The sequence below is a fragment of the Streptomyces sp. JJ36 genome, from assembly GCF_021696945.1.
GTDB lineage: Bacteria > Actinomycetota > Actinomycetes > Streptomycetales > Streptomycetaceae > Streptomyces.
In genome coordinates this window covers 1-11,932 of sequence record NZ_JACYHE010000043.1, presented here as the reverse complement: position 1 = coordinate 11,932, position 11,932 = coordinate 1, and the positions used below count along the sequence as shown (strand labels likewise).

Sequence of the window (11,932 nt, the reverse complement as noted above, 5' to 3'; positions counted from 1 at the left end):
GTGGCGAGACGTGTGTGTGGGGGTGCGAGATGGTCTCCCTCTGGGAGAACTGGCGGCGGGGTCTGGGCAGAGGGCCGAAGTTCGACACCGTCGGCGGTCCGGCCACCTATGCCACGGAGCTGACCCGGCGCAACTCCTCGGTGTCCCTGACCCGGCAGGGCGCGGACACCGGCAGCATGCAGATCAACCTGTCCTGGCGGATGCGCAGTTCCGACCTGGAGGAGCGCTCACGCCGCGGCTCCCTGCGGCATCCCCTGCGCGCCTTCAAGCCCGAGGTGGTGCAGGCCCACACCCGGGGCGTGGTCAGCGTCGACCTCGACCTGGCGTGCATGTACGAACTCACCGACGGCACCCGCGGCGTCGTCCAGCCGCTGGGCAACTTCCTCGGCGACTTCAACGCCGCGCCGTACGTCAAGCTGACCGGCGACGACCGGTTCGGGGCTCCCTCGGGCGAGACGATGTACGTCAATCTCGACCACAAGGACGAGATCAGGCGGCTGCTCGTCTTCGTCTACATCTACGACAACACCCCGGCCTTCGACCGCGCCCAGGCCGTGGTCTCCGTCGTCCCGAGCAACGGCGCCCGGATCGAGGTCGGCCTCCACGAGCGTGCACCGCAGGCCCGCTCCTGCGCCGTGCTGCTGATCGAGCACGAGAAGAACGAGCTGGTGGTGCGCCGCGAGGCCCGCTACGTCTACGGCTTCCAGTCCGAACTGGACCGGCTCTACGGCTGGGGCCTCCAGTGGGGCCGGGCCACCAAGGCCGGCCGGATCTGAGCGGCACCCGGTCCCGCCCCGCCCGCGCACCGCGGCCGCGCCCCCCGGAAGACCGGCGTGATTCAGCCGCCCAGGAACTGCGGGCCCTGCGGCGGCAGGCCGTCACCCTCCGGAGCCGGGCCCCCGGCCGGGACCGGGGGCGGGGACGACGCGGTGTGCACCGGCTGCGGGTAGCCGTAGGCGGGCGGGGCCGCCGGCGGGTACTGCGGGAGCGTGTGCACCGGCTGGGTGGCCTGGTCGTCCGGCACCGAGAACGCGCCGGCCCCCGCGGGCTCCGGCTGTGGCTCCGGGCCCGGCGGCTCCGGTGCGGGCCCCGGCGGCACCGGCTCCGGTCCGGGCGGTACCGGCCCCGGTCCGGGCGGCGTGGGGTGGGGCTCGGGCTCCGGATGCGGCTCGGGGCGGGGTTCCGGTACCGGGGAGGGCTCGGGGAAGTCCGGCTCGGACGGCGGCTCGGGCACCGTCCCGGCGGGCGCACCGGCCCCCGCGGCACCGCTGCCGGCGGCCTCTCCGCCTTCCTCCACCGAGATCCCGAACTCGGTCGCCAGCCCGATCAGCCCGGTGTCGTACCCCTGGCCCAGGGCGCGGAACTTCCAGCCCTCACCACGGCGGTACAGCTCCCCGCAGAGCAGCGCCGTCTCCGCGCCGGTCTCCGGGACGATCTCGAAGACCGCCAGTGTCCCGCCCGCGACGTCGTGCAGCGTCAGCCGCAACCCCGTGACCTCGCTGAAGGTGCCGCCGTCGGCCGAGGCGGCGAGCAGCACCCGCGTCACCGAGGCGTCCAGCCCGGCCAGCTCCGCCTCCACGGCGTCCGTCAGGGCGCCGTCCGCGGCCTGCTGCTTGGAGCAGTGGCCGACCAGGCCGGACGGGTGCCGCGGCTGGTTGTAGAAGACGAAATCGTCGTCCGAGCGGACGCGGCCGTCCTCGCCCAGCAGCAGGGCCGAGGCGTCCACGTCCGGTACGCCGGACGGCCCCGGCGACCAGTGGAGCACGGCGCGCACGGCCGAGGCCTCCAGTGGAATGTTCGAGCCCTTCAGCATCGCGTGGGTCATGTCCTCAATCCTGCCTTCCGGCGGTTCGCGGGGACAATGCGGGGCGTGTGCGCGAGCCCGTACGTCTACCCGCAGGTAACCCGCAATTCACGGTCCGGGGGAACTTCCGCCCCCCTTTCGAACGTACGATGAGCGGCCGGAACTCGCCCCTCGGTGGGCGGGCCGGGGGCAGGTACGAACGGGGAGACGGGTCACACATGCGGCATTTCGCGCACCTCACGCCCGACGTCCGGCGCACGCTCTTCCACCGCGAACCCGCCGCATTCGGTCCGGAGTCCTCGCTCCGGACGCTCGGTGCGGCGCTCGGCGCGACGCTCTACAGCCCCGCCACCCGCCCGTATCTCGCCGCCGATGTGCGCAAGCAGGCCCGGCGCGGCGTGGTCTCCATGGTGCTCTGCCTGGAGGACTCCATCGGCGACTCGGACGTGGCCGCTGCCGAGGACAACCTGGTGCGGCAGTTCACCGAGCTCGCCGCGGCCCCCGGCCGCGGCGGCGCGGACCCCGGTGCGGGGCTGCCGCTGCTCTTCGTCCGGGTACGGCGCCCGGAGCAGATCCCCGACCTGGCGGCCCGGATGGGCGACGCGGGGCGGCTGCTCACCGGCTTCGTCCTGCCCAAGTTCACCGAGGAGAGCGGCGTGCCCTTCCTGGAGGCGCTCACCGCCGCCGAGGCGGCCACCGGGCGGCGGCTGCTGGCCATGCCGGTGCTGGAATCGCCCGAGCTGCTGCACCTGGAGTCCCGGGCAGGCACCCTCGCGGGCATCGCCCGCGCCGTGGACAAGTACCGCGACCGCGTGCTGGCCCTCCGCCTGGGGGTCACCGACTTCTGCTCCGCCTACGGACTGCGCCGCACACCCGAGATGACCGCGTACGACGTGCAACTCGTCGCCTCGGTCATCGGCGACGTGGTGAACGTGCTCGGCCGCGCCGACGGCACCGGCTTCACGGTGACCGGCCCGGTCTGGGAGTACTTCCGGCTGCAGGAACGCATGTTCAAGCCGCAGCTCCGCCGCAGCCCCTTCCTCAGCGGTCACGCCGAGCGGCTGCGCACCGCGCTCATCGAGCACGACATGGACGGGCTGCTGCGGGAGATCGAGCTGGACCGGGCCAACGGCCTGCTCGGCAAGACCTGCATCCATCCCTCGCACGTGGCGCCGGTGCACGCCCTCTCCGTCGTCTCGCACGAGGAGTTCAGCGACGCCTCGGACATCCTGCGGCCCGAGCGGAACGACGGAGGGGTGCTGCGTTCCTCGTACACCAACAAGATGAACGAGGTGAAGCCGCACCGCGCGTGGGCCGAACGCACCCTGCTGCGCGGCGAGGTCTTCGGCGTCGCACGGGAGGGCGTCGGGTTCGTGGACCTGCTGGCGGCGGGGCTGTCGTGAGCGCAGGGCGCCGGACGGGCGCGAGGACGGACGGGGACGCATGAGCGGACGAACGGCCGAGGGGACGGCGGACGGAGTGGAGCAGCACGTGGACGAGCGGCAGCGGGCGGACGGCACCGCATGGCCCGGCGCCTGGGTCACCCGGGAACTGGGCGTCGGACTGACCGGCGAGGCGCACGAGCTCCGGGGACTCCTCGGACTCGCCGTCCGCGACAACCCCCGGCGGGCGCATCTCCTCGTCTCCCGGGTGCTCGGCAAGCACGTGCCGCAGGACCCGCGGGTGGTGCACGACGCGGGCACCGGACTCGGCCGGCGCGTCCGCGCGCTCCTCGGCGAGGAGGCGCCCGGCGCCGTGGTGCTCGGCTACGCCGAGACCGCGACGGGTCTGGGCCACTGCGTGGCCGAGGGGCTGGGCGGGGTGCCCTACCTGCATTCGACGCGGCGCGAGGTGCGTTCCGTCGCGACGGCCGGCGCCTTCGAGGAGTCGCACAGCCACGCCACCGGGCATCTGCTGCTGCCCGAGGACCCGGAACTGCTCGCCGGCGACGGGCCGCTGGTCCTGGTCGACGACGAGTTCTCCACCGGCAACACCGTCCGCAACACCCTGCGCGGGCTGCACCGGAGCCACCCCCGGCAGCGGTACGTGGTGGTCGCGCTCGTCGACATGCGTTCCCCGGCGGACCGGGCCCGGCTGGAGAAGTGCGCCGCCGAGCTGGGCGCCCGTATCGACGTCGTCGCACTGGCCTCCGGCGGCGTACGGCTGCCGGAGGACGTGCTGGAGCGTGGCCGGGCGCTGGTGCGCCGTCACGAACCCGCCGCCCGCGCCGCCGAGTCGGCCGGTGCCGCCGGTACCGCCGCGGAGTGCGCCGGCGGGCAGGACGCACCCGGGCAGGAGCCGGCCGTGGACGACGCGGCCGGGACGGGTGCGCTCGGTACGGACCCGGACCGGGACGCTGCCGCCGTTCAACCGGCGGAGACGCACACGCCCCCGGACGCGCGGCCCGCCCGCGCCCCGCACCGCATCGCGCTGCCCTGGCCCGCAGGTCTCCCCGACGGCGGCCGGCACGGCTTCACCCCCGGCCACCAGGCCCGCCTCGACGCCGCGCTCCCGGAGCTGGCCGGCCGGCTCGCCGCAGCCCTCCGGGAGGCCGGGGCGCTGCCCGGCGCGGCCCTCCGGGACGGCCCGCCGCCCCCCGGCGGCGCCCCGGCGCCTACGCCCCGGCTGCTGGTACTCGGCTGCGAGGAACTGATGTACGTGCCGCTGCGCCTCGCCCGCGCACTCCAGGAGCAGCTCGGCGACACCGCACAGGTCCGCTTCTCCACCACCACCCGCTCGCCGGTGCTGCCCGTCGACGACCCCGGCTACGCCATCCGCACCCGGCTCACCTTCCCCGCACACGACGACCCCGCGGACGGCCCCGGCCCGCGCTACGCCTACAACGTCGCGCCCGGCACCGATCCGGACCGCCGCTTCGACGCCGTCCTCGTCGTCGCCGACTCCGCCGCCGACACCCCCGCGCTGCACGCCCCCGGCGGCCTGCTGGACCGGCTCGCCCCGCACACCGGCGCCGTGCTGCTGGCCACCGTCCCGTCCCACGTCCCGCTGCCCCGCCCGCTGCGCGGGCCCGCCTTCTCCTCCTACGGCCCCGACGAGGTCGGCTGGCTGCTCCAGGACCTCTCCGACGTACACCTGGAGGCCCCCACCGAGGAGCGCGAGGAGGCCATCCAGCGCGGCGGCGCCCACTACGCCGAGTCGCTCCCCGTCGAGTACCAGCCCGACGCCGCCTACCAGCGCCTCTTCCACAGCGCCCTGGACGCCTCGGCCGTACGCCTGGCCCGCGCCGTCGGCACCGTCACCGAGACCGTGCTCGCCGAGCGCGGCCACGGCGTCGTGCTGGCCTCGCTGGCCCGTGCCGGCACGCCCGTCGGGGTGCTGATGCGCCGCTGGGCCCGGCACCTGCACGGCCTGGACCTCCCGCACTACACCCTCTCCATCGTGCGGGGGCGCGGCATCGACACCACGGCCCTGCGCTACCTCGCCGCCCACCACGACCCCGCCGGCGTCGTCTTCGTCGACGGCTGGACCGGCAAGGGCGCCATCACCCGGGAACTGGCCGAGGCCCTCGCCCCCTGGCCCGCCTTCCACCCCGAGATCGCGGTCCTCGCCGACCCCGGCGGCTGCGTGCGGACCTACGGCACCCGCGAGGACTTCCTGATCCCCTCCGCCTGCCTCAACTCCACCGTCTCCGGACTGGTCTCCCGTACGGTGCTCCGCGCCGACCTGGTCGGCCCGCACGACTTCCACGGCGCCAAGTGCTACCGCGAGCTCGCCGCGGCCGACCTCTCCGCGCACTTCCTGGACACCGTCACCGCCCGCTTCGACGAGGTCCGCGCCGAGGCCGCCGCCGAGGCGACCGTCCTGCTCAGCGCGGACCGCACGCCCACCTGGGACGGGTGGCGGGCGGTCGAACGGATCAGCGAGGAGTACGGCATCGGCGACGTCAACCTGGTCAAGCCCGGCGTCGGGGAGACCACCCGGGTGATGCTCCGCCGCGTCCCCTGGCGCGTGCTGGCCCGCCGCGACGCCGGGCCCGAGCTGGACCACGTACGGCTCCTCGCCGAGCAGCGCGGCGTCCCCGTCGAGGAGACCGACGACCTCCCGTACCGCTGCGTCGGCCTCATCCATCCCCGCTACACCAGGGGCGCCACCGGCGCCGACGGAAAGGCAGCCCGGTGACCTCAGCAGCCCCCGCCCTCTTCGCCAGCGACCTCGACCGCACGCTGATCTACTCCGCCGCCGCCCTCGGCCTCACCGGGCCCGACCGGGAGGCGCCACGGCTGCTCTGCGTCGAGGTGTACGAGAGCCGGCCGCTCTCCTACCTCACCGAGACCGCCGCCGCGCTGCTCACCGAGGTCGCCGCGGACACGGTCTTCGTCCCCACCACCACCCGCACCCGGGAGCAGTACGGGCGCATCCGGCTCCCCGGGCCGCCCGCCCGCTACGCCGTCTGCGCCAACGGCGGCCACCTGCTGGTCGACGGCAAGTCCGACCCGGAGTGGCACGCGCGGGTGCGCCGCAGGCTGGCGGAGTGCGCGCCGCTGGACGAGGTGCGCGCCCGCCTCCGGGCCACCGCCGACCCGTCCTGGCTGCTCAAGGAGCGGGTCGCGGAGGAACTCTTCGCCTACCTCGTCGTCGACCGGGACCGGCTGCCCGACACCTGGGCCAAGGAGCTCGCCGACTGGGCCGCGCCACGCGGCTGGACCGTCTCCGTGCAGGGCCGCAAGGTGTACGCCGTCCCGCGGCCGCTCACCAAGAGCGCCGCCGTCGCCGAGATCGCGCGGCGCACCGGCAGCGAGCGGATCTGGGCCGCCGGGGACTCCCTGCTCGACGCCGACCTGCTGGACGCCGCCGGGCACGGCTGGCGCCCCGGCCACGGCGAGCTGGCGGACAGCGGCTGGGAGGCGCCCCACATCGTGGCGCTGCCCGAACGCGGGGCCGCGGCCGGGGAGCGCATCCTCGCCGAGGCCCGCGCCCGCGCGGCGGCCGGCGGCGCCTGAGCGGCGCTGCGCGACGACTGAGCGGCGCTGGGAACGGTGCCTGAGCGACGACTGAGTGACGTGGAGAGCGGCGCCGCCCTGACCCCGCTCTGAGCACGCCCGTGCTGACAGCGGCGCCTGAGCGACGGCCTGGGCGGTTGCCCGAGCGGTGCCTGGGCGGCTGAGAACGGCGCCCGAGCCGCCCTGAGCGGCGCCCGTGCTGACAGCGGCGCCGCGGGTCGTCAGCCGCAGCAGCCGCCCCCGCAGCACCCGCCACCGCCACCGGCCCCTCCCGGGGCCGGCGCGGCCCCGGCGCCCGGGGCGCTCGCCGCCCCGCCGACGGCGACCGTCGACAGCAGCTTCACCGTGTCCTGGTGCCCCTCGGGGCAGGGCGCGGGCGCTCCCGACTGCGCCATCGGCCGGCGCAGCTCGAAGGTGGCGCCGCACTCGCGGCAGCGGTACTCGTAGCGTGGCATGCCCGCAGCATAGCGCCGCGCGTTCCGTGGCCCGGCCGCCTGGCGGCTCACCGCCCGGCGGCCCGCTCCTGCCGGATCCGGTCGACGACGCCCTGCACGGTCTCCCGGACGGCGTCCAGCTCGGTCACGAAGTGCCAGTAGTCCGGATGCCGCCCCGAGAGCCCCTCGACCGCACGGTCCACCCGCTCCACGGAGCGGTCCAGCGGCCCGGCGTGCCGTGGGTCGGGGGTGCTGCGCCCGGCCATCGCCAGCCGCTGCGCGTCGCGGATCGCGAACCGCACCCGTTCCACCTCCGCGGTGTGGTCGAAGCTCACCTCGTTGAGCCGCTGGAGCCGGTCGCTCGCCGCCTTGACCGCCTCGTCCGTGGTGTTCAGCAGCGCCCGTACGGTCGACAGCAGCGCGGTGGCGTCGGCCCAGCGCTGCTCGTCCCGCGCCTTCTGCGCCTCGCGCAGCTTGTCCTCTGCCTGCCGCACCGTCCGTACGGCCTCCTCCGGGACCCCCTGCAGGTCCTCCCAGCAGGCGGCGCTGAACCGGCGCCGCAGCTCGCTCAGCACCGGCTCCACCTTCCCGGCCCGGGTGTGCAGGGCCTGGGCGCGGGTGCGCAGCGAGGAGAGCCGCTTGTCCGTCTCGGCGGCCCGCTCCGGCAGTCGCTCGGCCTCGCCGCGGACCGCCTCCGCCTCCCGTACGACCTGGTCGGCGCGGTGCAGCGTCTCCTGCACGCCGTGCCGCCCGGCGCCCTCGTTGAGCCGGGTCAGCTCGGGGGAGAGGGCTGCCAGCCGCGCCGCGAGATCGTCGGCGGTGAGCCCCGACGACCGTGCCGCGTCCAGCGCGTGCGTCGCCGCCAGCAGCGCCTGCCGTGCCCGCTCGACCGCCGGCGCCAGCCGCGCGAGCTGCGTTTCGGCCTTCTCCAGCAGCGGCCCGAGCCCCTGGGCGAACCGGTCCAGTTCCCCCTTCACCCGCTCCAGGTCCCCCCGGACCCGCTCCAGCTCGGCCCGGGCGCGCCCGGCGGTCTGCGCGTCCAGATCGTCCCGGTCCAGGTCGTGGGCGTCCACCACGGAGATGTACGCATGACTGACCTGGTCGATCCGGGTCCCGAACTCCGCGAAGTCGGCCGCCGCCCGGCGGCCCGCCGGGGAGTCGTCCACGGCGGTGATCGTCTCGATGGAGATCCGCAGGTCACGCTGGGCCGTGTCGAGCTCGTAGAAGGCGGCGGCTGCGGCGTCCTTCGCGGCCTGCGCGTCGGCACGCTTGCTCTCGGCACGGCCTCCGCCCCATCCCCACCTGCGGGTGCCGCCGCCGTTCATGCTCACAGAATCCTCTCCCCGTGCGCCGCAGCCACTCGACCGAAGGAACATTGTCCCACCAGGGCCTAACGAACACACGAGCCGTTCCGTCCCCGCGCCGCACCTTCCCGACCACCGCACGTACGGGCCGCGCGTCCGCGCCGCCCCCCTGTGGCCCCCGCCGCGATTGCGCCCGGACGAGGGCGACAGGGTAGTCTGTGGGCCCATCCTCATCCCGGGCGCATAGCTCAGCGGTAGAGCGCTGCCCTTACAAGGCAGATGTCACTGGTTCGATCCCAGTTGCGCCCACCAGCACCGAAGACCCCCGACCGATCACGGCCGGGGGTCTTTGACATCCAGGGCTGACATCAACGGCGACGGTCAGTCGCGGTCGGGGCGCCTCCTGAGCAGCCGGTCCATGTGGCTCACGGCCTCCCGCTGGGTGTCCTGTACGACATGCGCGTAGGTGTTCATCGTGATGGCGATCTGCGAGTGGCCCAGGATCTCCATCACCACCCGCGGCGGCACCCCTGCGGCCGTCAGCAGCGTCGCGCAGCCGTGCCGGGCGTCGTGCAGCCGGATCACCCGGAGCCCGGCGTTCGCGGCGACCCGGGTGAAGGACCGGTACAGGTTGCGCGGCTCGATCGGCCGGCCGGTGCGGGTGGTGAAGACGTGCCCCGACTCCTGCCAGTCCTGGCCGGCCCGCTCGCGCAACGCCGACTGCCTCAGCCGCTGACAGCGCAGGGGAGCGACGCACATCGCGGGAAGAGGGAGCGTCTGACGGCGGCGGCGCCCCTTCGGATCGTCCTCGTACAGCTCCCCACGGACCCGCTGCCGCTGCTTACGGACCCGGATCTCTCGCGCCTCCAGGTCGACGTCCTGCCAGCGCAGACCGACGATCTCACCCCGCCGGAAACCGAGGGCGATCGCCAGGACGAAGGCGCGTACAGCGCGTCACCGCGCGCAGCGGAAAGAAGGGTCAACGTCTCGTCCAGCGACCACGGCGACAGGTCGCGCGCGTCGACCTTCGGCGGCTCCACCAGCGTCACGACGTTCCTCGTGATCAGTTCCTCGCGGCAGGCAGCGGAGAGCGCCGACCGCAGGACCTTGTGCGACTCCCGCGCGGTGGCAGCAGTGGTCTGCTTCTCCAACCGAGCCAGGAAGCGCCGCACGTCGCCGACGGTCAGCGACTCCAGCCGCTTGGCCCCGAGCATGGGCACCAGGTAGAGCCGCACGTGTACGTCGTACTTGGCGGCGGTGGTCGGCTCGCGGCGAGGCTTGATGATGTGGTCGAGCCAGTAAGGAAGCCAGTCGGCGAGCTTGGCCGAACGGGTCGGCACCGGCACACCGGTGTCCACCTTGGCCAGAAGCTCACGGCGCTTGGCGTCGCAATCGGCCCAGGTCTTGCCGTAGGCGAACTTCCGGGCACGCGTGCCGTCCGGCTGGAGCACGTAGACGGCAGCCTGGAACCGCCCGTCCTTCCGGCGGGTGATGGTGCCACCATTTGGGTTGCGCTTGCGCTGACTGGCCATCAGGCAGCTTCCTCCAGTTCGTGGGCGATGAAGTCGCGAACGGCGCTCTCCGGGATGCGCCGGGACCGGCCAATGGTGAGCGAGGCGAGTCGGCGCGAGCGGATCAGGCCGTAGACCGTGGAGCGGCCGAGCTTGAGCCGTCGCATGACCTCCGGCACGGTCAGCAGTTCCTCAGTCGCGGTGGTCACTGGTTGTCCCCTCCCTGTGCGCGGAGGTCTTGCAGTTCTTCGCGTGCGGTGTCGCGGTTGAGTTGGAGGTCCCGTGCGATACCGGCGGCGAGGGCGGATTCGCCGGGGGTGTGGCCGTGCCCGGCGTACTGCCAGTCCGCGAGGACGAGGACGGTGTCCGGCTCGGTGTCGTCCAGGCCGAGGGCGGCGGCTTGCTCGGCGGCGCGGTAGTCGGCGCGTGCCTGGCGGAGTGCGCCGAGGGTGGTGGAGTAGCGGCGCGACTTGGTGGAGAAGTGGCCGCGGAAGCCGAGCATGTGTGCCCAGGCCCACAGCCGCCGGTCGGGGTAGACCGGGTCGAGGTCTTTGCAGGCCTCGATGAGGCGGCGGGTGTGCTCGGGCACGTCGTGCCGGTCGAGCTCGGCCATCTCCCCGATGCGCCGGTCCGGGGTGCCGGTGGTTTCGGCCGCTTTGGTGGCGTACTTGGCGACGTAGGAGGCCACGGCTTGCTCGGTCAGTTCCGAGCCGTCCCCGAACGCCTTCACGGGCCGCACGTCGAGCTGAGCGCCCCACCGCAGGGTGCGGGCGGGCTGGCCGTCGGCGGCGGGAACGGTGACCGAGGTGTAGCCGTGCCGGACGGCGGCGCGGATGGCGTCGTCCAGGAGGGTGAGCCGGGCCCAGGACGGCGGCGGGGAGGCGGGTCCGTCGGGCCCGTCGAGACGGATCACGGCGTGGAAGTGGATGGCGCCGCGCTTCTGGAACTCGGCGACCTTGCCGTAGGAGACCCGGCAGACCTCCCGCAGCTCCCGTTGGGTGATCCCGGCGCGGTGGGCGATCTCGCGGCGCAGCCGGGTGGTGAAGCGCTGCCAGAGCTGTCCGGCGTGGTTGTTGAACAGCACCGCCCCGGCGTAGTCGTAGCTGTCGGGGTCCAGCGGTGTGCCGAGGGCGGGGTCGTCGGTGGGGTGGCGGGTGCCGCAGCGGCAGCGGCCGGAGTCGGGGCGGTTGTGGACGGGGCCGAAGCTGGGGGCGGTGAGGGTGAGGAAGACGCGCGGGTGGTCCCGGACGGTGGCGGGGATGCTGCAGCGGTCGTCTCCGGCGAGGCCGACGCGGATGAGGTGCCAGGTGTCGGCGGCGTAGGTGCGGGCGCAGGCCGGGCAGCGGGAGGCCCGCCGGTTGCCGCAGGCGACGCGGAGGCGGCCGCCGGGCTCGTGCTCGGTGGTGTAGTGGTGCAGCGTCTCCCCGGTGGTGTGGTCTTTGGTGAGAAGCCGTTTCTCAACCGTTCATGGAACGTGGGGGTCGAGCAGGTTTCCCGCTGGGGTGATCTTCGGGCGGTGGGCGCATGAAGGCAGGGCCTCTCGGTAGCTCGGAGATGCGAATCCAACCGAGCAATGCCGGGAGGCCCTGTTGTCGTTGTTGTACGCGTCCGAGTACGTCCGGTTCAACTCGGCTGCTCCATCGTGTGATTGTCTCGCGCATGTGTACGGCAACGCGGCTGATCAGCCGGAGCGGGTGCGCCGGTATCCCTCTGACATGACGGACGCGGAGTGGGCGGTGGTGCGGCCGCTGCTGCCGGTGCCGGCCTGGCTTCTGGGGCGGGGCGGGCAGCCCGAGGGCTACTGTCACCGTCAGATACTGAGCGTTTTCCAACCTGTCGGGCTGGGCGGGTAGTTGGACTGGAGGGCGGTGTCCGGACGTGAAGAAGCTCCTGGTAGACGGGTTCACGACCAAGATCA

Annotated in this window: 8 protein-coding genes, 1 tRNA gene and 3 pseudogenes; 6 read left to right on the top strand and 6 right to left on the bottom strand. The window is 74.0% G+C overall.

The genetic code is table 11. The annotated features are described in order from the left end of the window. Window positions 1–29 precede the first annotated feature (29 nt). Window positions 30–776, top strand: a complete 747-nt coding sequence (locus HOY81_RS16970; protein WP_237321270.1) for a Tellurium resistance — start codon at window positions 30–32, stop codon at window positions 774–776. 62 nt (window positions 777–838) lie between these two features. On the opposite strand, the gene HOY81_RS16965 is transcribed toward HOY81_RS16970, so the two are convergent. Further along, on the bottom strand, window positions 839–1,825 hold the full coding sequence (locus HOY81_RS16965) for a TerD family protein (RefSeq protein WP_237321269.1): 987 nt from the start codon (window positions 1,823–1,825) through the stop codon (window positions 839–841). A gap of 197 nt (window positions 1,826–2,022) precedes the next feature. Between HOY81_RS16965 and HOY81_RS16960 the strand changes: the two genes are divergently transcribed. The 3 genes from HOY81_RS16960 to HOY81_RS16950 are packed head-to-tail and all read left to right on the top strand — an operon-like array spanning window position 2,023 to window position 6,765. Next, window positions 2,023–3,207, top strand: coding sequence for an HpcH/HpaI aldolase/citrate lyase family protein (locus HOY81_RS16960; protein WP_237321268.1), 1,185 nt, complete (start codon window positions 2,023–2,025; stop codon window positions 3,205–3,207). A 40-nt stretch (window positions 3,208–3,247) separates the two neighbouring features. Beyond that, window positions 3,248–5,944, top strand: a complete 2,697-nt coding sequence (locus HOY81_RS16955; protein WP_237321267.1) for a phosphoribosyltransferase — start codon at window positions 3,248–3,250, stop codon at window positions 5,942–5,944. Further along, window positions 5,941–6,765 carry an HAD family hydrolase gene (locus HOY81_RS16950; protein WP_237321266.1) on the top strand — a complete coding sequence of 275 codons (825 nt, stop codon included), beginning with the start codon at window positions 5,941–5,943 and terminating at the stop codon, window positions 6,763–6,765. Before HOY81_RS16955 ends, HOY81_RS16950 begins: the two co-directional genes overlap by 4 nt. 221 nt (window positions 6,766–6,986) lie before the next feature. Here the strand turns inward: HOY81_RS16950 and HOY81_RS16945 are convergent, their stop codons facing one another. Next, window positions 6,987–7,220: a zinc ribbon domain-containing protein gene (locus tag HOY81_RS16945; RefSeq protein ID WP_237321265.1), complete on the bottom strand. Its 234-nt coding sequence runs from the start codon at window positions 7,218–7,220 to the stop codon at window positions 6,987–6,989. 47 nt (window positions 7,221–7,267) lie between these two features. Beyond that, complete coding sequence (locus HOY81_RS16940) at window positions 7,268–8,524, bottom strand: hypothetical protein (RefSeq protein WP_237321301.1); 1,257 nt, start codon at window positions 8,522–8,524, stop codon at window positions 7,268–7,270. 216 nt (window positions 8,525–8,740) lie between these two features. Between HOY81_RS16940 and HOY81_RS16935 the strand changes: the two genes are divergently transcribed. Continuing rightward, window positions 8,741–8,815, top strand: a tRNA-Val gene (locus HOY81_RS16935). A 69-nt stretch (window positions 8,816–8,884) separates the two neighbouring features. On the opposite strand, the pseudogene xerC reads toward HOY81_RS16935, so the two are convergent. From xerC to repSA, 3 genes and pseudogenes are all read right to left on the bottom strand, one after another. After that, window positions 8,885–10,035 (bottom strand): annotated as a pseudogene (gene xerC, locus HOY81_RS16930) (tyrosine recombinase XerC). After that, complete coding sequence (locus HOY81_RS16925) at window positions 10,035–10,223, bottom strand: helix-turn-helix domain-containing protein (RefSeq protein WP_237321264.1); 189 nt, start codon at window positions 10,221–10,223, stop codon at window positions 10,035–10,037. Before HOY81_RS16925 ends, xerC begins: the two are co-directional and overlap by 1 nt. Further along, window positions 10,220–11,455 (bottom strand): annotated as a pseudogene (gene repSA / locus HOY81_RS16920) (replication initiator protein RepSA); the annotation flags it as partial. The gene HOY81_RS16925 and the pseudogene repSA, both read right to left, overlap by 4 nt. Before the next feature lie 218 nt (window positions 11,456–11,673). Here repSA and HOY81_RS27740 point away from each other — a divergent pair. Continuing rightward, window positions 11,674–11,807, top strand: a pseudogene (locus HOY81_RS27740) (transposase); the annotation flags it as partial. Window positions 11,808–11,932 lie beyond the last annotated feature (125 nt).

What these genes read in the sequence shown, in the direction of transcription:
- HOY81_RS16965 (WP_237321269.1), bottom strand. Translation starts at nt 1,825, where the DNA reads ATGACCCACGCGATGCTGAAGGGCTCGAACATTCCACTGGAGGCCTCG.
- HOY81_RS16955 (WP_237321267.1), top strand. Translation starts at nt 3,248, where the DNA reads ATGAGCGGACGAACGGCCGAGGGGACGGCGGACGGAGTGGAGCAGCAC.
- HOY81_RS16960 (WP_237321268.1), top strand. Translation starts at nt 2,023, where the DNA reads ATGCGGCATTTCGCGCACCTCACGCCCGACGTCCGGCGCACGCTCTTC.
- HOY81_RS16940 (WP_237321301.1), bottom strand. Translation starts at nt 8,524, where the DNA reads ATGAACGGCGGCGGCACCCGCAGGTGGGGATGGGGCGGAGGCCGTGCC.
- HOY81_RS16945 (WP_237321265.1), bottom strand. Translation starts at nt 7,220, where the DNA reads ATGCCACGCTACGAGTACCGCTGCCGCGAGTGCGGCGCCACCTTCGAG.
- HOY81_RS16970 (WP_237321270.1), top strand. Translation starts at nt 30, where the DNA reads ATGGTCTCCCTCTGGGAGAACTGGCGGCGGGGTCTGGGCAGAGGGCCG.